The 20,653-nt window shown below is 71.8% G+C and carries 19 protein-coding genes and 2 pseudogenes; 10 read left to right on the top strand and 11 right to left on the bottom strand.

Going from position 1 to position 20,653, the window contains the following annotated elements:
- Positions 1 to 23 precede the first annotated feature (23 nt).
- On the top strand, positions 24 to 683 hold the full coding sequence (locus tag ABZU53_RS26555) for an HAD family hydrolase (RefSeq protein WP_355068160.1): 660 nt from the start codon (positions 24 to 26) through the stop codon (positions 681 to 683).
- A 34-nt stretch (positions 684 to 717) separates the two neighbouring features.
- Entirely contained in the window at positions 718 to 1,353 is a 636-nt protein-coding gene (locus ABZU53_RS26550; protein WP_354855099.1) for an alpha-ketoglutarate-dependent dioxygenase AlkB, read from the top strand.
- A 99-nt stretch (positions 1,354 to 1,452) separates the two neighbouring features.
- On the opposite strand, the gene ABZU53_RS26545 is transcribed toward ABZU53_RS26550, so the two are convergent.
- The 5 genes and pseudogenes from ABZU53_RS26545 to ABZU53_RS26525 all read right to left on the bottom strand — a co-directional run bounded on the left by ABZU53_RS26545 (position 1,453) and on the right by ABZU53_RS26525 (position 9,727).
- Positions 1,453 to 4,035, bottom strand: coding sequence for a DNA topoisomerase (ATP-hydrolyzing) (locus ABZU53_RS26545; protein WP_354855120.1), 2,583 nt, complete (start codon positions 4,033 to 4,035; stop codon positions 1,453 to 1,455).
- A gap of 144 nt (positions 4,036 to 4,179) precedes the next feature.
- Positions 4,180 to 5,013 (bottom strand): annotated as a pseudogene (locus ABZU53_RS26540) (LAGLIDADG family homing endonuclease); the annotation flags it as partial.
- Positions 4,987 to 5,241: pseudogene (locus ABZU53_RS26535) on the bottom strand (DNA gyrase subunit A); the annotation flags it as partial. The pseudogenes ABZU53_RS26540 and ABZU53_RS26535, both read right to left, overlap by 27 nt.
- Positions 5,242 to 5,353: 112 nt before the next feature.
- Positions 5,354 to 7,411 (bottom strand): DNA topoisomerase IV subunit B, encoded by a 2,058-nt coding sequence (locus tag ABZU53_RS26530; protein WP_354855098.1) that lies wholly within the window; start codon positions 7,409 to 7,411, stop codon positions 5,354 to 5,356.
- Between the two features lie 216 nt (positions 7,412 to 7,627).
- The gene (locus ABZU53_RS26525) at positions 7,628 to 9,727 is read right to left on the bottom strand and encodes a hypothetical protein (RefSeq protein WP_355068158.1); all 2,100 of its coding nucleotides are present in this window, start codon (positions 9,725 to 9,727) and stop codon (positions 7,628 to 7,630) included.
- A gap of 215 nt (positions 9,728 to 9,942) precedes the next feature.
- Between ABZU53_RS26525 and ABZU53_RS26520 the strand changes: the two genes are divergently transcribed.
- The 3 genes from ABZU53_RS26520 to ABZU53_RS26510 all read left to right on the top strand — a co-directional run bounded on the left by ABZU53_RS26520 (position 9,943) and on the right by ABZU53_RS26510 (position 12,994).
- Positions 9,943 to 10,623, top strand: coding sequence for a hypothetical protein (locus ABZU53_RS26520; protein ID WP_355068157.1), 681 nt, complete (start codon positions 9,943 to 9,945; stop codon positions 10,621 to 10,623).
- 149 nt (positions 10,624 to 10,772) lie between these two features.
- The gene (locus ABZU53_RS26515) at positions 10,773 to 12,029 is read left to right on the top strand and encodes a hypothetical protein (protein WP_354855095.1); all 1,257 of its coding nucleotides are present in this window, start codon (positions 10,773 to 10,775) and stop codon (positions 12,027 to 12,029) included.
- 101 nt (positions 12,030 to 12,130) lie between these two features.
- Positions 12,131 to 12,994 (top strand): alpha/beta fold hydrolase, encoded by an 864-nt coding sequence (locus ABZU53_RS26510; RefSeq protein ID WP_355068155.1) that lies wholly within the window; start codon positions 12,131 to 12,133, stop codon positions 12,992 to 12,994.
- A 33-nt stretch (positions 12,995 to 13,027) separates the two neighbouring features.
- Here the strand turns inward: ABZU53_RS26510 and ABZU53_RS26505 are convergent, their stop codons facing one another.
- Positions 13,028 to 13,198 (bottom strand): hypothetical protein, encoded by a 171-nt coding sequence (locus ABZU53_RS26505; protein ID WP_354855093.1) that lies wholly within the window; start codon positions 13,196 to 13,198, stop codon positions 13,028 to 13,030.
- Between the two features lie 195 nt (positions 13,199 to 13,393).
- Here ABZU53_RS26505 and ABZU53_RS26500 point away from each other — a divergent pair, with 195 nt between their 5' ends.
- Positions 13,394 to 14,035, top strand: a complete 642-nt coding sequence (locus ABZU53_RS26500) for a hypothetical protein (protein WP_355068153.1) — start codon at positions 13,394 to 13,396, stop codon at positions 14,033 to 14,035.
- A 156-nt stretch (positions 14,036 to 14,191) separates the two neighbouring features.
- Positions 14,192 to 14,566, top strand: coding sequence for a hypothetical protein (locus ABZU53_RS26495; protein WP_354855091.1), 375 nt, complete (start codon positions 14,192 to 14,194; stop codon positions 14,564 to 14,566).
- A 56-nt stretch (positions 14,567 to 14,622) separates the two neighbouring features.
- Here ABZU53_RS26495 and ABZU53_RS26490 read toward each other — a convergent pair whose 3' ends face one another.
- Positions 14,623 to 15,579, bottom strand: coding sequence for a DUF72 domain-containing protein (locus ABZU53_RS26490; protein ID WP_355068151.1), 957 nt, complete (start codon positions 15,577 to 15,579; stop codon positions 14,623 to 14,625).
- A 132-nt stretch (positions 15,580 to 15,711) separates the two neighbouring features.
- Here ABZU53_RS26490 and ABZU53_RS26485 point away from each other — a divergent pair, with 132 nt between their 5' ends.
- Positions 15,712 to 16,215: a DinB family protein gene (locus ABZU53_RS26485; protein ID WP_355068150.1), complete on the top strand. Its 504-nt coding sequence runs from the start codon at positions 15,712 to 15,714 to the stop codon at positions 16,213 to 16,215.
- A 104-nt stretch (positions 16,216 to 16,319) separates the two neighbouring features.
- The gene (locus tag ABZU53_RS26480) at positions 16,320 to 16,586 is read left to right on the top strand and encodes a hypothetical protein (RefSeq protein WP_354855088.1); all 267 of its coding nucleotides are present in this window, start codon (positions 16,320 to 16,322) and stop codon (positions 16,584 to 16,586) included.
- A 1-nt stretch (position 16,587) separates the two neighbouring features.
- Here ABZU53_RS26480 and ABZU53_RS26475 read toward each other — a convergent pair whose 3' ends face one another.
- The 3 genes from ABZU53_RS26475 to ABZU53_RS26465 all read right to left on the bottom strand — a co-directional run bounded on the left by ABZU53_RS26475 (position 16,588) and on the right by ABZU53_RS26465 (position 19,649).
- Positions 16,588 to 18,669: a glycogen debranching N-terminal domain-containing protein gene (locus ABZU53_RS26475; RefSeq protein ID WP_354855087.1), complete on the bottom strand. Its 2,082-nt coding sequence runs from the start codon at positions 18,667 to 18,669 to the stop codon at positions 16,588 to 16,590.
- Entirely contained in the window at positions 18,666 to 19,055 is a 390-nt protein-coding gene (locus ABZU53_RS26470; protein WP_354855086.1) for an SCP2 sterol-binding domain-containing protein, read from the bottom strand. The genes ABZU53_RS26475 and ABZU53_RS26470 overlap by 4 nt, the downstream gene beginning before the upstream one ends.
- 84 nt (positions 19,056 to 19,139) lie before the next feature.
- Positions 19,140 to 19,649 (bottom strand): DUF664 domain-containing protein, encoded by a 510-nt coding sequence (locus ABZU53_RS26465; protein WP_354855085.1) that lies wholly within the window; start codon positions 19,647 to 19,649, stop codon positions 19,140 to 19,142.
- 79 nt (positions 19,650 to 19,728) lie between these two features.
- On the opposite strand from ABZU53_RS26465, the gene ABZU53_RS26460 reads away from it, so the two are divergent.
- Positions 19,729 to 20,244 carry a 2'-5' RNA ligase family protein gene (locus tag ABZU53_RS26460; protein WP_355068148.1) on the top strand — a complete coding sequence of 172 codons (516 nt, stop codon included), beginning with the start codon at positions 19,729 to 19,731 and terminating at the stop codon, positions 20,242 to 20,244.
- Here ABZU53_RS26460 and ABZU53_RS26455 read toward each other — a convergent pair.
- On the bottom strand, positions 20,241 to 20,450 hold the full coding sequence (locus ABZU53_RS26455) for a hypothetical protein (RefSeq protein WP_355068146.1): 210 nt from the start codon (positions 20,448 to 20,450) through the stop codon (positions 20,241 to 20,243). The two genes, ABZU53_RS26460 and ABZU53_RS26455, sit on opposite strands and share 4 nt — an antisense overlap.
- Positions 20,451 to 20,653: the final 203 nt, after the last annotated feature.

Raw genomic sequence — 20,653 nt, 5'->3', positions numbered from 1 at the left:
GACCAGGCGAACGGGGGACGCACGTGATCAGAGCGGTCTTCTTCGACGTCGGCGGGACGATTCTCGACGAGTCCCGCGAGTTCGCGGGCTGGGCGGACTGGTTCGGCGTTCCACGGCACACGCTCTCGGCGGTCCTCGGTGCCGTGATCGCCCGTGGCCAGGACTACCAGGAGACGTTCCGGGCCTTCCGGCCCGACTTCGACCTCACCGCCGAGCTGGAACGTCGCGCCGCCGCCGGCGAACCCGAGTGGTTCGGCGAGGAGGATCTCTACCCCGACGCGCGCGGCTGCCTGACCGCGCTCAAGGAGCAGGGCCTGTTCGTCGGCCTGGCCGGCAACCAACCCGCCCACGCCGAGGCGCTCCTGCACGCCCTCGACCTTCCCGTGGACATGATCGGCACCTCGACCGGTTGGGGCGTGGCGAAACCGTTACCGGCCTTCTTCGACCGGGTCGTCCGGGCGGGCGGTGGCGACGCGTCGTCGATCCTGTACGTCGGCGACCGGCCCGACAACGACGTACGCCCGGCCGTCGAGGCCGGCATGAAGACGTGCCTGATCCGGCGCGGCCCGTGGGGGCACATCCTCGACATGCCGGCCGTGGCCGAGCAGTGCCTGTTCCGCATCGACGCGCTGGACGACCTTCCGGACCTGGTGGCCAAGCACAACGCGGCAGCAGCGGCCTAGCACGGGTGTACGAAAGTGCTGCTAGGGTGGCTGCATGACGCAGGCCGCCTACCAGCCGTCGATGCTCGACCTGACCGACACGGAGCCGACCCTGGGGCCCCTGCCCGGCCAGCTCCGGCGGCACCAGCTCAGCCGGGGCGCCTGGGTCGATCACCTCCCCGGCTGGGTGCGCGGCTCCGACGCGGTCCTCGACACCCTGCTCGCCGAGGTGCCGTGGCGCGCGGAGCGACGCACCATGTACGACAGCGAGGTCGACGTGCCCCGCCTGCTCTGCTGGTACGGCGTCGACCGGCAACTGCCGCACCCCGTGCTCACCTCGGCGCGGACGGCGCTGACCCGGCACTACACGCCCGAGCTGGGCGAGCCGTTCGTCACCGCCGGCATGTGTCTCTACCGCTCCGGCCGGGACAGCGTCGCCTGGCACGGCGACACCATCGGCCGCTCTGCGCACAGCGACACCGTCGTCGCGATCGTCTCGTTCGGGTCACCTCGGCCGCTGCTGCTGCGCCCGCGCGGCGGTGGCGACAGCCTGCGGTTCCCGGTGGGCCACGGCGACCTGATCGTGATGGGCGGCTCCTGCCAGCGCACCTGGGAACACGCCATCCCCAAGACCACCCGCCCGGTAGGCCCGAGGGTGAGCGTCCAGTTCCGCCCGTTCAACGTCGCCTAACCCCACCCCACCCCACCCCCGGGTTGATCATGAAGTTATTGCCACCGCCATCGGCGTGTCGCGGCAATAACTTCATGATCAACGAGTTGGGGGGTGGGGTTAGTCGCGTTCGATGAGGTGGCCTACCACCGTTGGGCCCAGCATCACGGCGAAGCCGCTGCCGTCGCGGCGGGGGTCGGCTGCCGGCAGCTCCACCGGTTCGCCGGTGCCGGTCGCGCCGACCGGGCGCGGCCCCACCCAGGCGACGGCCACGTCGGTCTCGTCCTTGAGGAAGCGGTGCGCGCGGACGCCGCCGGTCGCCCGGCCCTTCGCGGGGTACGCCTTGAACGGCGTCACCTTGACCGTCGCCCCGGTGGACGTGACGACCATCGGCTCGCCGTGCCCCGCGTCGTCGGTGCGTACCGCGCCGAAGAACACCACCCGGGCCCCGGCCGGCAGGTTGATGCCGGCCATCCCGCCGCCCTTGAGGCCCTGCGGGCGCACCAGCCCGGCGGCGAAACGCAGCAACGACGCCTCCGAGGTGACGAAGGTGAGCGTCTCGGCGCCGTCGGTCAGCCAGGTCGCCCCGACCACCTCGTCACCGTCGCGCAGGCCGATCACGTCGAACTCGTCGGACCGCACCGGCCACTCCGGTGCGCACACCTTCACCACGCCCTGCCGGGTGCCCAGCGCCAGCCCCGGTGAGGTGTCCGCCGCACCGCCGAGCGGCGCCAGACCGACCACGGTCTCCCCCGCCTCCAGCGGCACCAGCTCGGCGGCGGACATGCCGCCGCGCAGCGACACCGTGCCGGCCTGCTCGGGCAGCACCGGCAGCGGCAGTACGTCGATCTTGAAGGCGCGACCCGCGCTGGTGACCAGCAGCACCCGACCACGGGCGGTGGAGTGCACGATCGCGCGTACCGTGTCGTGCTTGACCCGGCCGTTGCGCCGGCGCCCCTCGGCGCTCTCCTCCGACTCGGCCGCGGTCCGGGCGACCAGCCCGGTCGCGGAGAGGATGACCTGGCACGGGTCGTCGGCGACCTCCAGCGGGCCGGCCGGCGCGGACGCCGCGAGCACCTCCTTGAGGTCGCCGTCGACAAGCGTCGTCCGCCGTTCGGTGCCGAACTGCTTGACCACGGCCGCCAGCTCGTCGGAGACCAGCTTCTTGAGCACCCGCTCGTCGTCCAGGATCGTGGACAGCTCGGTGATCTCGGCGCGCAGCCGCTCCTGCTCCGCCTCCAGCTCGATCCGGTCGTACTTGGTCAGGCGGCGCAGCGGAGTGTCCAGGATGTAGGTCGCCTGGATGTCGGAGAGGCCGAACTGACTCATCAGCCCGTCCTTGGCAGCCTGCGCGTCGTCGCTGCCGCGGATCAACCGGACCACCCGGTCGATGTCCAGCAGAGCGATCAGCAGGCCGTCGACCAGGTGCAGCCGCTCCTCGCGCTTACGGCGGCGGTACGAGCTGCGCCGGGTGACCACGTCGTACCGGTGGGCCAGGAAGACCTCCAGCAGCGCCTTCAACCCGAGGGTACGGGGCTGGCCGTCGACCAGCACCAGGTTGTTGACACCGAAGGACTGCTCCAGCGGGGTCAACCGGTAGAGGTCGGCGAGCAGCGCCTGCGGGTTGACCCCCACCTTGCACTCGACGACCAACCGGGTGCCGCTCTCCCGGTCGGTGAGGTCCTTGACGTCCGCGATGCCGGTCAGCCGCTTGGTCTTGGTGACCTCGTTGGTGATCGCCGCGATGACCTTCTCCGCGCCGACACCGTAGGGCAACTCGACGACGGTGATCGCCTGGCGGCCCCGGCTGCCCTCGATCGGGCCGATCTCCACCTTGCCGCGCATCCGCACCACGCCGCGCCCCGTCTCGTACGCGCGGCGCACCTCGTCCAGGCCGAGCAGCACGCCTCCGGTGGGCAGGTCGGGGCCGGGAACGAACTCCATGAGTTTGTCCAGGGTGGCGTCCGGGTGGTTGATCAGCCAGCGGGCCGCCGAGACGACCTCGGCGAGGTTGTGCGGGATCATGTTGGTGGCCATCCCGACCGCGATCCCGGACGCGCCGTTGACCAGCAGATTGGGGAAGGCGGCCGGCAGCACGGTGGGCTGCGTCAGCGACCCGTCGTAGTTGGGCTCGACGTCGACGGTGTCCTCGCCCAGCTCCCCGACGAGCAGCATCGCCTCGCGGGACATCCGCGCTTCTGTATATCTTGAGGCAGCCGGACCGTCGTCTTGGGATCCAAAGTTGCCGTGGCCGTCGATGAGCGGCACGTTGAGCGAGAAGTCCTGCGCGAGGCGGACCATCGCGTCGTAGATCGCCGTGTCACCGTGGGGGTGGTACTTACCCATGCAGTTGTGCACCACGTAGCCCTCAGCAACGAAGGCGTGTTCGTCACTGCCCACCTGGATGTCATACGTGACGTCGGGCGGCACCACCTCGACCGAGGTGACCCGCAGAAAAGCACTACCGACCAGCGCATCCAGCCGAGCGGCGAGCGGCGAGCCGAGCCGGTGGAGTTTCTGGACCCAGCCGTCCCGGGCCGCCCGCTCCAACTGGAACGACCGCTCGGCGAGCGGATTGCCGTTGCGGTCCTTGCCATACCGCACCTTCGGGCCGCCGCTTGCCGAGAGCGAGGCACGAAACGCCTGTCCGGCCTGATCCCGAAACCATCCGCCACCCTGATGCGCTGCGGTGAGCTCCGCCATCACCGGGCCGTACGGCAACCGGTCATTGCCTTGTTTGCCGCTATACCGATAGTCGATGTTCGCAACCCGTTGCAGGCCATCGTGCTTGTAGCCGATTCGCACCCACGGCAGGAACATCCGGGCGAGATCAGCGGCGTCACGTCCGGATACGGAGAGCCCGTGAAGCGGGTGTCCATCAGAATGACGACCGCTGGTCCAGTAGTGCCCGTGTAGACCTAGGTCGGCGAGCATGGCGTATATCTGCCGCACCAGTAGCTTGCTGGTGCTGACGAAAACCATCTCTCGGAACCGCTTGCGGACGTAGCCGTCGCCATCGAAGAAGCCAGCGAGGAACGGCGCCCACGCCGATCGGTTGCCCAGGATGTCGCGCGGCACGTGCTTGTCACGGCTGAGCGGCTCAGTAACCTCCAACAGCCCTTGGTTACGGCTGAAAGTCAAAATGTGCTGGTCGCGATGACGGGGGTTGGCAGCCTCACGCTTTCCGCGGGAGACGTTCAATCCACTGGCGATAGCCCAGCCATGAGCGACATCAAGCGGCTCGATGTCACACATGTGGATGCGGACCCGGCCGTCCGCTGTGCGGTTCCGGTCGACCGGGAAACCCTCGGCTACCAGCAGCCCGCGCACGTAGTCGTAGACGTCGCCAGGATGCGGCGACACCTCAGTACGGCGGCTCCCATAGGCCAGCGCAAGGCGTCCCGCAAGGTCCCGAGCCTCGACCCACTGCACGGAGAGGTCATCCGCGACCACCCGGAAACGTTGGCCCGGGGTGACGAGCATCGTGTGCCCATTGCTCCAGGTGACGCGAACGAGGTCAGAATTCGGATTACGAAAGACGGTGGTAACCGGGACCGACTCGCCCTCGCCGTCCAGCACGAGGTCTCCGACCTCGATCTCCTCGATTGGCCGCAGGCCATCGGGCGTGGAGACCAGTGTGCCGGCGACGAAGCAGTCGCCGACGATGCGTGCGGACTTCACATGCCCTCGGTCGGGGCGGTAGCCCTGCTCGTACATCGACCAGAGGATGCGCCGGTGCACGGGCTTGAGGCCGTCGCGCGCGTCGGGCAGGGCGCGGGAGTGGATGACCGAGAACGCGTACTCCAGGTAGGAGTCGGAGACCTCGGTGACCAGCGGGTTGTCGAAGACCCGCGCGCCGGCCTGGTCGAACGAGGAGAGGTCGACCTTGTTTTCCTTACGGCGTGCCATGACTCAGCTTTCCCCTCGGACGGCAGCGGCGCTCATGCCGTCGCTCCGCTTCGCTGCGCGACGCCCTGAGGCACCGTCGCACTGTTCCGAATATTCGCTCGCTGCCGCTCGCTCATGCGTCGATCGCATCGCGGTCGACGCGGTCGGCCGAGTCGATGAGCCAGTTGCGGCGCGGCTCGACCTTCTCCCCCATCAGCAGTTCGAGGATGCGCTCGGCGGCGTCCACGTCGTCCAGGGTGATCCGGCGGACAGCGCGGGTGGCGGGGTTCATCGTGGTGTCCCACAGCTCGTCGGCGTCCATCTCACCGAGGCCCTTGAAGCGTGGGATGGGCGTGACGATCTGCTTGCCGGCCTTCTCCAGCTTGCGAACCGTCGCCTCCATCTCGGCCTGGGTGTAGGTGTAGACGGTCTGCGGGTTGCGCCCCTTGGTGGTGATCTTGTGCAGGGGCGGCATGGCGGCGTAGAGCCGACCGGCCTCGATCAACGGCCGCATGTACCGGGCGAAGAGGGTGATCAGCAGCGTACGGATGTGCGCGCCGTCCACGTCGGCGTCGGCCATGATCAGCACCCGGCCGTAGCGCAGCGCGGCGAGGTCGAACGTCCGCCCCGAGCCGGCCCCGAGCACCTGGACGATGGCGGCGCACTCGGCATTGTCCAGAACCTGCTGGAGGTTGGCCTTCTGCACGTTGAGGATCTTGCCCCGGATCGGCAGCAGCGCCTGGTACTCCGAGGAGCGGGCCATGCGGCTCGTGCCGAGGGCGCTGTCGCCTTCCACGATGAACAGCTCGCTGCGGTCGATCCCGGTGGCACGGCAGTCGACCAGCTTCGGCGGCATGGACGCGCCCTCCAGGGCGGTCTTGCGCCGGGCGGCGTCCTTCTGCTGCTTCTGGGTGAGCCGCACCCGCGCCGCGTCGACGATCTTCTGCAGGACGACGCGCGCCTCGGCCTTGGTGCGCCGGTCCTCCAGCCAGGCCTTGACGTGCGCGTCGACCAGGGTCTGGATGACCTTGGTGATGCCGGTCGTGGACAGCTCGTCCTTGGTCTGCGAGGTGAACTGCGGCTCGGGGATCCGCACGTGCACCACGGCGGTCATCCCCTCCAGGACGTCGTCCAGGGTGGGCGGCTCCTCCTTGGCCTTGAGCAGGCCGCGGGTGTTGCGGACGGCGTCGGCGAGGGTGCGGACGAGGGCCCGCTCGAAGCCCTTGCGGTGGGTGCCGCCGTGGGCGTTGCGAATGGTGTTGGTGAAGCATTCGACGGTGCGCTCGTAGCCGGTGCCCCACCGGAACGCCACCTCGACCTCGGCGCGACGCTGCACGTTGGACTGCATGACGCCGTTGGCGTCGGCGGCGTTCTCCCGGTACGTCCCCTCGCCGTTGACCAGGAGCATGCCGGAGACCGGCCGGTCGCCGGCCGGTGCGAGGAACTCGACCATGTCGCTGAGCCCGTTGGGGTAGTGGAACCGCTCCTCGGCGGGGGCCTCGCCGGTCAGGTCGCGCAGCAGGTACGTCACGCCGGGGACCAGGAACGCGGTGTTACGCAGCTTCATCCGCACGGCGTCGACGTCGAGCGCCGCGCCGGTCTCGAAGTAGCGGGCGTCGTGCCACCAGCGGATCGAGGTGCCGGTGCGCTGGCCGCGCTTCATCGCGCCGACCACCTGCAGGCCGGGGCCGGCGGTGAAGGGCGCGTCCGGCCCGTCGCCGTCGAAGATCCCCGGAACGCCGTGCCGGAACGACATCGCGTGGACCTTGCCGGCTCGGCGGACGGTCACGTCGAAGCGGCGGGACAGCGCGTTGACCGCCGAGGCGCCGACGCCGTGCAGGCCGCCGGAGGTCTTGTAGCCGGAGCCGCCGAACTTGCCGCCCGCGTGCAGCCGGGTCAGCACCAGCTCGACGCCGGAGATGCCGGACTTGGCGTGCACGTCGGTGGGGATGCCGCGGCCGTCGTCGTCGACCTGCACCGAGCCGTCGGCGTGCAGGATCACCTCGACGGTGGTGGCGTGACCGGCGACACCCTCGTCGGTGGAGTTGTCGAGGATCTCGTTGACGAGGTGACCCACGCCACGGCTGTCGGTGGAACCGATGTACATGCCGGGCCGCTTGCGGACGGCGTCCAGCCCCTCAAGGTGGGTGAGGTCATCGGCCCCGTACAGGGTGTCAGGCTCTGCGGTCAACTGGTCGTACTCCCCGGTCTCGGCGGTGTGGTGCCGCGTCCGAACTGTCGGTCGGCCGGCGCGCGCCGCAGCGAGCCTAACCGGCAGATGCGACACGACGACGGCACCCCGCAGTCGAGGCCCGCATCCTCGTTGCGGATGCGGGCCTCGACGCGGTGTGGTGTTGTCCGGTTTCGACGCCTCAGCCGCGCCGTGACCGGTTGGTGGTCGGCCGCCCTACGGCGTCGGCACCTGGATAACAAGCGAGCCGTAGCCGACGTTCCCGACGCTGTCCACCGCGGCGACGTACAGCGTGTTGGTGCCGTAGGCCGGCGTGGCCAGGGTCACCGAGACGGTCTTGCCGGTCCAGCCGAGGCTGGTGCCCGCCTCCGCCTCCTCGGTGGGCGGGCTGCTCCAGCCGTAGCGGAAGCTGACCACGTCCAGGTCCGGCGAGCGCAGCTTGTAGGTGTAGAGCTGGCCGGGCGGGGCGGGACTGGTGACCGCGTCGACGCTCACCGTGGGCGGCTGGTTGTCGATGGAGAACTCGCACCACGCCGACCACGGGCTGAGCAGGTAGCCGTCATCGCTGCGCGTCCGGAAGGCGTACGACTTTCCATTGGCCGTGCCGGTCACCGCAGCCGTGGTGGACCGGGCGCCGGCCGTGACGGTCGAGCCCGTCGGCGCGGTCATCCGCGGCGTGGTGCTGTCGTAGGTGCCCGAGGCGGGGATCTCCAACAGCTCGTACGCCGTCTGGAGGACCTGGCCGGCATCCGCGTCGGGGAAGACGGCGGAGAGGGTCGGCGCGGTGCCCAGGGTGACGCGGCCGCCCGTGACGCAGGCCGCACCGCCGGCCTGGAGTGCGGTGGGCTGGCTGGGCGCGGTGTCGTAGTCGACCACCAGGCGTGCCGTGCTCGGATCGAACTTCTTCCACCGGTCCACCGTGCTCTCGCCGGTCCCGGACGAGTCGCTGCACGCGCAGAGGCCGTAGGTGATCGAGGTCTGGTGAGCGGCCGCCGCGCTGCTGAGGCCGGCGGCGACGCTGCCGGCGAAGCGCACGTTCATCGGCGGCTGCGGCGAGTCGATGCAGCCCGTTGCGCGGACGTGTGAGCTCGCGGAGGCGCGCAGCGTGGTCAGCGCGGGCGCCCAGGCGGTGCGGGGGGTGCTCGTGATCGCGCCGGACTGGTAGAGGTAGGTCGGGGTGTCGAAGCAGGACCAGGTGTGGGTCGCCACCACCTGCACGTACGCCGACCTGATGATCTTGCCGCTGAGGGCGCTGATCGGGAACTCGAAGTAGGAGCGGTAGGTGACTCCGGAGTCGGCGTCCTTACCGACCCGGGCGGCCGTGGTGTCGCTGTTGGTGGAGTTGTTGCTGGTGGCGTACGCCCAGCGGGAAGGGCTGGCGGACCAGGCCGGGTCGATGTAGACCGGGAAGGTCGCCTTCGCCGGGTCGAGCAGGCCTGCCGACGGGCGCAGCACGAGGTCACCGGCCTCGTCGACGGCGGTCGACACGGGGGCGGTACGGGCGGCGACGCCGGGACCGGACGGCGAGGAGGCCGCCGCCGCACGAGGCGCGCCGACGGAGCCGGTCGAGTCCCACATCTCCGCCGTCGCGGCCCGTGCCACCTCGGCACCACCGGCGAGCGCCCGCAGCGAGCCGTCGGCCTCCCGCCGGACCCGCGCGTCACCGCCGAGGTCGAAGCGGATTTCCCGCAGCGCCGGGTTCGTCGCGGCCTGCGGGGTCTTCACCACGAGAACGTGGGTGAAGCCGGTGTGGGTGGCCGTCAGCACCAGGTCCACACCGGGCAGCACCTCGGGGTAGGTGGCCGCGTCCGCGGACACGGTCGGCGCGGGCAGCCCGCCCGGCCAGCCCAACGTCATCGTGCTCTTCCCGGTGGTCAACGTGGCCGCGGGACCGCGCCCACCGGCCGAGAACAGCACATTGGCCGGGGAGACCGCCGGCCGCAAGCCGGTGGCGTCGCGCCGCAGCGACAGGTCGACGTCGGACCAGGATCCGTCGCCCTGACGGATCCGCTGCGGAACGGCGGCGGTCTCGGCCACGAAGCCTCCGCCCGGCTTGGCGAAGACCTGGGTCAGCTCGGTGCGAGCGGAGACGACCTCCACCCGCTGGCCGGTACGCGTGGCCGTGGTGGTTGCCTGGACGGCCTCCCGGCCGGCCGTGCCGCGCGGGGCGGTGCCCTCCGTCACCGTCGCCGACGCGGCCGAGGCAGGCGCGGCGAGCAGAGTGACGCCGATGGACGCCGCGATCCCGGCGGCGAGCAGGCGGTGCGTGGATGGTCGGTGATGAGTGGACGGTCTCTGGATGTGGACAGCATGCATGGAGCGGCCAGTGGCCACCGCAACCCCCGTGGATGTAAGACAGCCAGACGGGGGAACTCTAGAGAGCGATATCGGCCACTGTCCACGTCTGTCACATCCGGTGAGCACAAATGGAGCGAGGTGCCGTATACGGCACAGCGGTGATCACGGGACCACGCACGGATACCGTCGACGGTAGGCTCACCTACCCGACCAGCCGTCGGAAGGTGATCGTGGTGGACGAGCCGACACGCGACGCCCTGCGACGGTCCCTCGGCACGCGGGCCCGGCGGTGGTTGCTCGTGGGCACCCTGGTGGTGGGGCTGTTCTGCGCCGTGGCGCTGGTCGCTGCCGCAGCGCCCACCGACCGGACGTTCGCCGCTCTCTCGGGCACGGTGCAGAGCGTGATGTCGGTCCTCACGCCACTCTTCGGCATCCTGCTCGTGCGCGACCTGCGTCGGGCGTCCGGCACCGTCCACGTCGTCCCGACGGTGCTCGCGGTGGTGCTGCCGGCCACGGTGATCGGCGTCGTGGGAGTGCTGATCTGCGCCGCGACGCTGGCCCTCACTCCCGCCGACGTGGCGGACGAGCCCTGGCGGCTCGCCGGAACTGTCGCGGTGGGCAGCGTGCTGGTGCAGATCGTCGCCGGCTTCGTGGGCACCGGGCTGGGCCTGCTGCTGCGGTCGCCGGTGGTCGCGTTCCTCGCCACGATCGTCCTGCCGCTGGCCCTGTTCGCGCTGCTGGGGGCCGTGGAAGCCCTGCGCCCGGCGCAGCCGTGGCTCACCCCGTTCGGCAGCGTGCGCAACCTGCTCTCCGGCGAGATGAGCGTGCTGCGGTGGGTGCAGTGGCTGTGCGTACTGCTGATCTGGGGTGTGGGTCTGAACGCGGTCGGCGCCGCCGCGCTGCGCCGCCGCTAGCAGCCCGACCGACCAACCGACGGCCGCGCGCACCAGGCGTGTGTGTCTTTCATCGAACGGTTCCGTTACGGGCCATTGACGCCCGTCGCACAGGGGTGATCTGATCGCGCTCTCAGAGAATCTTTCATCTTTCGCTGGATGGGAGCCCCATGCCCAGGTTCCGCCGTACCGCGCTCGCCGCGGCACTCACGATCGTCACGGCAGCGCTGTCGACCGCCGTCGCGCTGCCCGCCCCCGCGACCGCCGCGCTGCCCACCGCCGCCGTGGCGCTCGGCGACAGCTTCATCAGCGGCGAGGGCGCCGGGGCGTACACCCCGGTGGTCGACGCCAACGGGGTCGCCCAGGGCTTCCCCGGCTGGACGGCGCCGAACAACAACGCGTACTTCTGCCACCGGTCGGCGAACGCCTCGCTCAACCAGGCGAACCTGCCGGGTATCCAGAACCGGTTCAACCTGGCCTGCTCGGGCGGCCAGCCGCACGACATCGCCACCGCCTCCGGCGCGCGGGCCAACGGCCGAACCGTGGCCGCCCAGCTCGACCAGCTGCGCGCCGTCGCGCAGACGCAGGACATCGACCTCGTGCTGATCGGCCTGGGTTCCAACAACAGCTCGTTCACCTTCGGCAGCGTCGCGGAGACGTGCGCCAACCGGTTCATCGCCGACGCCTGGACGGGCTGGTGGGAGTTCTGGGCGTACCTGAACGGGCCGGTGGAGCAGAAGCCGTGCAGCGACGCCGACCTGGCCACCGCCGCACAGCTCAGCGCCGCGACCGCGGAGACCACCGCCGCCGTACGCCAGATCCTGACCACCCTCGACCAGGTGGACGCGGACGGCCAGCACCGGGTGGTGTTCCAGGACTACACCAACCCGCTGCCGCTGGACCTGAACCCGGTGTACTACGAGGAGGACGGCCGGGACGACACCCGGGACAAGTTCCGTGACCTCGGCGCGGAGCGGTACGCCGCCGGTTGCCCGATCCACCGGGCCAGCCTCGCCCCCGGGCACCGCTTCTCGCAGGGCCTGGGTGGCATCGTGAAGTCCACTCGGGACACCCTGGCCGCCGAGTTCCCCGCCGACGACCTGGTCTACCTCAACGTGCAGCGGGCCTTCGACGGCGCGCGGCTGTGCGAGTCGACGTCCAGCCCGACCGGCGCGCTGGCCACGCCCATCCGGCTGCAGGACGGCGCGACCGGCACCTTCGTGACCAGCCTCGCCGGCAAGGACAAGATCGCCATTCAGCGGATCGCCAACACGTGCGTCAGCTACTTCCAGACCTGCCAGGAGTCGTGGCACCCGAACGCCACCGGGCACCAGGTGCTCGGCCGGTGCCTCGCCGGCGCGGCCGTGACCGCCGCCCGCGCGGTGTCGTGTGTCCGCGCCGGTGACGGGACGATCTCCGTCTCCTGACTGGTCGCGCGCCACCGGAGGCCCCGCCACCCGGCGGGGCCTCCGCCGCGTCCGGACCGCCTCGGCTACCCGCCGGTAACGTCGGGCCGTAGGCTGGGCCGGTGAACGGGGATCCGGAGTACGCGCAGGAGTTCGTCGACGTCGACGGCGCTCGGCTCGGCATGCAGGTCTATCCCGAGCCGGCCGGCCCGCCCGGCGCGCCCGTGGTGGTGATCTGGCCCGCGATGGGGGTCCGCGCCCGCTACTACCGGCCGTTCGCCGCCGCGCTGCGCTCCGCCGGCCTGGCCGTGGTCGTCGCGGATCTGCGGGGGACCGGAGCGAGCACGCCCGCCCCGAGCCGCGCCGACCGGCACGGCTACGCCGAGCTGGCCAGCGACGTCGGCTCTGTCCTGGCGGCGCTCAAGCCGCGGCTGGACGGGCGTACCCGGGTGCTGCTCGGTCACTCCCTCGGCGGGCAGGCCGCCCTGCTGCACCTCGCCCGCCACGGCGGCGACGCGGTGGACGCTCTGGCGCTGATCGCGGTGGGCGTCCCGTACTGGCGCACCTATCCGGGTCGCCGAGGGCTCGGCGTGCTGCCGTACACCCAGGGCATCGCCGCCACCGCGGCGCTGCTCGGCGTCTGGCCGGGCTGGGGCTTCGGCGGCCGGCAGGCGCGCGGCGTGATCCGCGACTGGGCACACACCGCGCGGACCGGCCGTTTTCCCCGGCTCGACGGCACGGACACCGAAGCGGCGGTACGCGCGGTGCGCACACCGGTGCTGGCGATCAGCGTGGACGACGACCAGTACACCCCGCACGAGACCATGGACCACCTCTGCGCGAAGCTCACCGCGGCACCGGTGACCCGCGAGCGGTACACGGTGGCGGACGCCGGGGCGCCGCTGGACCACTTCACCTGGGTCCGCGCCGGCGCGCCGCTGGCCGGGCGGATCGCCCGTTTCGCCGCGGACCTGCCGCCCCGCTGAGCCGTACCGGCTGCTCGGGGCGGCCCGCCCCGCTCACTCCTCCGGGTCCAGCGGCACCAGCTCGTCGTCGCGTTCCACCTGGATCTGCGCGTGGTCCTTGCGCGGCGCGACCTCCGCGGTGTTCCGGTGCGGATCGTTGTTCGGGTGCATGAGCACCGCGTCGGTCTTGGGGGTCTTCTCGCGGACCTCATCCGGCTGCGACATCGCGTTCCCCTCTCCGTCGGCGTCGGACGGATCTACCCGCCACCGCGCGGACGACTCCTCCCGGCGGCGATCTCCGACCGCGACGCCCGTACGTCCCCGTCGTGTCAGCGCGACGGGGATCGACCGGCGGGCGACGGGGTTAGCCGCCCGGGCGGCGGGTAAGCCGCTTCGCCCGACACGGCGGAAGGGGATCACATGTCCGAACGACACACCGCACTGCGCTCGATGCACGATCTGGGTCTGGCGGCCTGGTTCGGCGGCTCCCTCATGGGTGCCTTCGGCGTCAACGGCGCAGCGGCGAAAATCAACGACTCGACCCAGCGACTTCCGGTCGCCTCGGCCGGTTGGTCGAAGTGGACTCCGGTCAACGCGGCCGCGATCGGCGCGCACCTGGCCGGTGCGGTCGGCGAACTGGTCACGGAGAGCCCACGGGTGGTGGCCCAGCGCGGGGTCGGCCGGGCCAGCGCCATCAAGACGGCGTTGACGATCGGCGCGCTCGCGGTCACCGGCTACAGCCGGTTGGTCGGCATGCGGTTGGAGAAGGCGGGCGGCCCGCCGGTGAACGGCGCCACGGAACCCAGCCACCAGACGCCGGCCAGCGTCGCCTCCTCGCAGCGGCAGATGAAGCTGCTCCAGTGGGCGATTCCGGCGCTGACGGGATCACTGGTCGTGGTCACGGCGTACATGAGTGAGCAGCAGAAGCCAGGTCAGGTGCTGCGCGGGATCCTCAGCCGCACCAGCGGAATGCGCAGCGCGCCGATGGGCATGGCCAAGATGGGCATGGGCAAGATGGGCATGGGCATGGGAAAGCGGCAGATGGCCATGGCCGGACGCTGAGCGTCGGGCCGGCCGGCTTCCCACCGGACCGTCGACGGCGGGGCGCCGGCCGACCCCACGCGCCCGCCACGCGCTATGGCGTGCCGAGCGGGCAGGACCGGCCCGGGGACGGGCAATCCGTCCGCCGGCAGCGGCGGACCGACGAGCGAGGTGGCCATGGCGGCAGACGAGAGACGCAGCAGAGGCGGCGGTGACCGGCCGGTCCCGGAGGCGGTCAAACCGTGGCGCGCCGACGACGGTTTCGACGCCGACGCGCCCTGGGGCGCGGACGACGACTCGCCGATGGACGAGGGCAGCGAGGAGACAGCGGTGCCCGAGGGACGGCGCGGTGAGCGGCGCGCGGGCGCCCCGGCCGGCCGGAGCGGTCCGGCCGGACGGCACGGCTTCGGTTCGGTCGAACCCACCCGTACGACGACGGCCGGGCCGGGAGCGCCACCGGATCCGGCGCCCAGCGGTCGGAGCTTCCCCGACGACGCGGACGTCAACGAGCGGTCCCAGGACGCGCTGCGCACCCGGGGTCGACGCTCCTGATCAACGGCGCTGCCCGCGTGCCCGCTCGAAACGGGGTGCACGCGGGCAGCGGTCCGTCAGCCGCTCGACGCGGCCCGCGCCGCGACGGTCTGACCGTCGGCCGGTCCACGCGGCCCGGGCGGCACCCGCGGATCGGCGAGCATGGTCTCGGCGAGCAGCTGCGCCAGCCGGGTGGCGTCGCGCTGGGCCTGCCCGGCGCAGCAGTTGTTGAACAGCACATGCAGGTCGTCGACGTCTCCGGCCAGCTCCGCCAGCCGCGCGGCCCAGTCCCGCAGCTCCGACTCGTCGTACGCGTAGCGGAACTTGTCCTGCTTGTCGCCGTCGCCCCACGCGTCGCTGTGGCCGTGGAAGCGGACGATCGCGGGCTGCGCCGTCCGCGTCAGGATCGGCGGCACCGACGACGGGTGCCCCTGTGGCATGTCGACGCAGACCAGGGACAGGTCGTGCGCGCGCAGCAGGTCCAGGGTCGCCGCCGCGCCGGCGCCGTCGAACCAGGAGGCGTGCCGCAGCTCCACCGCCACCCGCCACGGCCGGCACCGCTGCGCCAGCTCCACGATGCGACGCTCGGCGGCGGCGCCGTGCGCCAACCAGGGCGTGAACTGCAACAGCACCGCGCCGAGCTTGCCGGCGGCCGCGATCGGGTCCAGCGCCGCCTGGAAGCGGGCCCACAGCTCGTCGTACGCCTGCTCGGGCAGATCGCGACGGCGGACCCGGCTCGGGCCGCCGGCCGGCCGCAGATCCCGGGGCAGCACGGCGACCGGCGTGGGATGCCCGGTGAAGAGGCTGAACGCCTTGACGTTGAAGGTGAAGTCGTCGGGTGTCGCGTCGACCCAGCCCTGTGTCGTCTCCGGCACCGGAACGGCGTAGTAGGACGTGTCCACTTCGACCAGCGGGAACCGTCCCGCGTAGTAGGCCAGCCGGCCGGCCGGCGTGTTGGCCGAGCGCGGATACCAGCCGGAGCGCAGCAACGTCTGGTCCGCCCAGGACGACGTGCCCACCTTGATCACACCCATGTCATTCAGTGGACAGTCCCGCGCCCCGATCGGCAACCGCTGGCGGCCGGCGCTCCCGTCGTGTCCGACCCCGAAGTGTCGGTGCCCGGTCCTAGGCTGGCGCCCGACGGACCTCGACCGAAGGGCAACACCATGACCAGCACCGCGCAGCTCACCGGGGAACGGGCCGACCTGCTGCAGACGCTGCGCCGGCACCGGGGCTTCCTCCTGCAGACCGTCGACGGGCTGACCGACGAGCAGGCCGCCGCCCGCAGCACCGTGAGCGAGCTCTGCCCGGGCGGGCTCATCAAGCACGTCGCCGGCACCGAGGAGCGGTGGATGCTGTTCGCCGTGGGTGGCGCGGAGGCCATGCAGCGCGAGGAGATCGACTGGGTCGGTCAGTTCCGGATGGCGCCGGGCGAGACCCTGGCCGGGCTGGTCGAGCGGTTCCAGGCGGTGGCCGCCCACACCGACGAGCTGATCGCCACCCTCGATCTGGACGCGGCCCACCCGCTGCCGCAGGCGCCCTGGTTCGAGCCGGGTGCGAGCTGGACGGTCCGCCGGGTGCTGCTGCACCTCATCGCCGAGACGTCGCAGCACGCGGGGCACGCCGACATCCTGCGTGAGGCGATCGACGGGTCGAAGACCATGGGCTGAGCCCCGGCCCGCCCTCGGGCGCTTCGCCTCGTGCTGTCACCACCGGTTCCCGCTCCGGGCGCCGATGTGACATCGCCCGCGGGGTGGGCGCTGAGGGACACGAGATGAACGCGGACCGGATGAACCAGGAAACCGCCGAGCGGCTGCTCGGCGGTTTCCCCGTCGATCCGTCGACCGACACGCGTCCGGTCGTGCTGCTCCTGACGGCGGTGCGTGCCGCGCCGCGCCCCGACGAGCTGGCCGGCCTGAGCCTCGCCGTGCAGGATTTCCGTCGCGCCCAGGCGCACCGCCGGCGGCCTCCCCCGGCCCACGTGTCCCCGTCCCTCGATCAGGACGCCGGCGGTGCGACAGCCCGGAGCGACGGCCGCTGAGTCACGGTCGCCGCCGGGTCCGCGGGCGGGCCTCCGCCTGGGTGGAGCGATCACCGGCGTACGCGTCGGTGTGCCCCCAACGGCCGGGGATGTCGAGCAGCTCGATACCGCCGAAGCCGCTGGGCAGGGCGGGATTCACCAGCAGGTTCTCGCCGGTGGGCCGCAGGCCCAACAGGGTGCCCAGCAACATCAGCAGCGCGCCCGAGGACCACGACTGGGGACGACCGGCCGAGGGCAACTGGACCGGATACTTGGTCAGGCTCCGCTCGTAGCCGGCGATCAGCTCCGGCACCGCTCCGCCGAGCGTCTGCGCCATGTCGAAGATGCCGGCCGCGATCCGGGCCGCGTGCGTGTCGAAACGGTAGTGCCGCAGACCGGCGGCGATCAGGGCGTTGTCCGACGGCCACACCGCCCCGAGGTGCGAGCCCACCGGGTTGTACGGGCGCTGGCCGGTGGCGAACGTCCGCACCCCCCAGCCGCTGAACAGCCGCGGCCCGAGCAGGTGCTCGGCGACCGCCTCGGCGCGATCGTCCGCGACGATCCCGCTCCACAGCAGGTGCCCGATGTTGGACGTCAGGGCGTCGACCTGCTCGCCGTACGGGTCCAGCGCCAACGCGTAGTACTCCCGGTGCGGCAACCAGAAGTCCCGGTTGAACCGCTCCTTGAGCGCCGTCGCCTCCCGATCGAGCCGGTCGGCGTACTCGGGCTCGCCCCAGAACTCGCGGGCCAGCCGGGCGCCGCGCCGCTTCGCGTCGTACGCGTAGCCCTGCAACTCGCAGGTGGCGCGGGGAAACGCGGGCAACCGCCCGTGCGCGTCGACGATCGCGTCCCGGGAGTCCTTCCAGGACTGGTTTACCGCGCCGTGCCGCTCGTTGCGGCGCTGGTAGCGCACGTAACCGTCGCCGGTCATGTCGCCGTACTCGTCGATCCAGTCCAGCGCCCGCCGGGCCGGGTGGCGCAGCTCGCGGACCAGCTCCGCGTCGCCGGACCAGCGCTCGTACTCGTCGAGCAGGACCACGAACAGCGGGGTGGTGTCGGCCGCGCCGTAGTACAACGCGTTGGGCCGCTCCCCGAACGCGGCCAACTCGCCGTAGCGCAACTGGACCAGGATCTTGCCCGGCTCCTCGTCGTGCTCGTCGTCGAGTTGGCCACCCTGCAGCAGCGCCAGCATCCGCAGCGTCGCGCGGGCCAGTTCGGGGGTGAACGCCAGGCTCTGCAGGCAGGTGATGATGCTGTCCCGCCCGCACATTCCCATCGCCCACGGCAGGCCGCCGACCGGCACCCGGTCGGTGTACGCCAGCGGCTGGTACCGCAGCGCCGCCAGGGCGGCCAGAGCGCCCTGGTACGTCTCCTCCAGGCCCGCCCGTTCGGCCACCAACTGCGGGGCCCGGGCCAACCACGCGGTCAGGTCGTCACCCATTCCCCGCCGCAGGACCTGCTGGTGCGACTCCAGATCGGCGCGCATGTCCCGGTCACCCTCGCCCCGCATCGTCATGCTGACGTGCAGGGTGGTCTCCCACTTCCCCTCGGGCGGAACGCTGATCCGGAACGTGAGCCCCTCCTCGTCGACCTCGGCGGGGGCGGTGCTGTGCACCGTGGTGACGCGGCCGAACCGCTCCCGCTCGTAGCGCAGCACGAGTGCCGCACGGTGGGCGTCGACCGCGACGTGGACGGCCCGCGGTCGGGGCCGTGCGACGTCGGCGATCTCGGCGATGTCGGTGAAGTCAGCGCCCACCTCCATCCGCACGGTGAAGTCGGCGGGCTTCGGCGAATGGTTGAGCACGGTGATCTGCTCGTGGAAGCAGTCGTGCACCGAGCGGTGCCGGATGATCGACACGTCGGCGTCCACGTAGTGGCTCGCCGCACCGGGCACCAGGACGAACCGGGTCTCGAAGTACGTCATGTCGTCGCGGGAGAGCGCGTTGAGGCGTTCCCCGTCGACGCTGAGCACCCACCGGGACAGGAAGCGGGTGTCGAACGAGAAGAGCCCGACCGGCGCCTGCGGGTCGACCTCCATGTCGCCCTGGGCGTCGCTGATCGCGAACACGTTGCCGGCGATCACGTGCACCTGCTCCTGCCTCATCGCGACCCCTCCTGTCTCGCGAGGGCCGCCCGGCCCAGCGCACGGGGATGCCGGGCGTCGGCCGGGCCGGGGAAGATCCGCCGCAGCAGCAACAGCAGTGCCATGTCGCCCCGCACGGTCAGCTCGTTGCGCAGCAACGCCTCGGCGAGGTGCAGCTGACCGCTGGCCAACTCGTCGAAGACCGCCCGATCGGCGCGCACCAGCAGGTCGGCGTCGTCGGCCGACCGGGTCACCTGGACGTGCTGGTCAGCGACGGTCAGGTACCAGTGATCGGTACAGCCGTCGCCGCGCATGTCCAGCCGCAGCGTCCCGGCGGTGGTCTCGGACAGGTCGGGGCGCCGGCCGGCGTCCAGGTCCTGCAGGAACCGCGCCGCCGTCGTACCCATCAGGTCACCTCCCGCATCCCCGCAGAATCACCCGGCGCGGGGTGAGCGGGAGTCACCCGAACCGGGTGAACCGGGGGACGCGGGTCAGACGGCCTCGACGAGGCCGCGGACGTAGGCGGCCTGCCCGGCGTGTTGCAGGTCGTCGTCGGCGATGCTGACCAGCCGCACGCCGAGAGTGACCGGCGGGTCCCACGACTCGTCCACCACGCGGTCCAGGTCCGCCGGGCGCAGCCCCGCCAGGAACGATCCGGTACGCGCCGAAACCGCCTCGTAGTAGTCGATCAGCGCCTGCGCGCTCTCCGGGCGCACCTCCGCCACCTGCGCGGGCGTGTGGCCGTAGCCGGTGTTGTGCGGGTCAGCGGTGAGCCCGAACCGCCCCGCCCAGTCCCCGTTGACCCAGATCTGCTCGGCGTCGAGCAGGTCGGCGACGTGGTGGTCCTGGACGCGGGTGAGGTGCCAGACCAGCCACCCGACCGGGTTGGCGCCCTCGCCGGGCGCCCGACGCAGCTGCTCCGGGGTGAGGCCGTCGACCGCCGCGCGGACGAGGTCGGGCAGCCGGTCGTACGTCTCGGTCAGCAGGTCACTCACGTCCACGGGGCACGCCTCCTGGTCGGTTTCCGATCACGGTACCGCCCGACACCGACAGCCAGACCTCGGCCGCTACGGTGATCACGTGGTCGCGGCGCTGGAGCTGTATCTGGACCCGGACGCCACCCGGCGGATCCGGGTGTTGTGGGACGCGTTGGAGGCCGAGGGCGTGCAGAGCATGCGCTCGCTGCTGGAGCAGCGCCACCGCCCGCACGTGTCGCTCGCGGTCGCGCCCCGCTTCGACCCCGAACAGGTCGCCGAGGCGCTGCGCGGAACGGTCGTGGCGGCCCCACTACGACTGGACTTCCAGTACACGGGGCAGTTCGTCGGACGGGTGCTCTGGCTCGGCCCGGCGCCCACCCCGGAGTTGCTCGCGCACCACCGGTTGGTGCACGGCCGGCTCGCCGCCGCCGGGATCACCCTGGTCGAGCACTACCAGCCGGGGCGCTGGGTGCCGCACTGCACGCTGTCCATGCGGGTGCCGAACACGCTGATGGCCGCCGCGGTGCGCCGCTGCCTGGAGGTGCTGCCGCTGGCGGCGACCGTGGTCGGCGCGGCCCTCACCGACCACGCCCGCGGCATCACCCATCCGCTGGCCTAGGGTTTGTCAAGGTCCCAGCCGTCCTGGCGGTCGACGCGCCGCCGCGCGGACACCGTCGCCGCCACGGCTGCGGCGAGCGCGATGGATGCCCCGGCCACCAGCAGCAGGCGCGGACCCAGCGGGGCGAGCGCACCGGCCAGCCCGGTCCCGAGCGAGCCGGCGGCCACCTTCAGGGCCGCCGTCGACACGAACACCTGCGTCCGCATGGCGTCCGGCGCGTACGCCGAGCAGCGCCGGCCGGGTCGCCCCGACCTGCGACACGGTGGCCAGCAACACCACTCCCACGGTCGCGCCGGCGTCCGCGCCGCGGGCGAGCGTCGCCGCGACGAGGTAGCGAGGCAGGGCTTCACGTCCGGTGGCGACCCGGACGGCGGTGTCGAGAGATCCGCTCACCTGTACCTCGCTACCC

The organism is Micromonospora sp. NPDC005194, assembly GCF_040608335.1.
In the GTDB taxonomy this organism is placed as follows: Bacteria; Actinomycetota; Actinomycetes; order Mycobacteriales; family Micromonosporaceae; genus Micromonospora.
The sequence above is the reverse complement of the archived record's forward strand: the minus strand, read 5'-3'. Positions and strand labels throughout refer to the sequence as shown.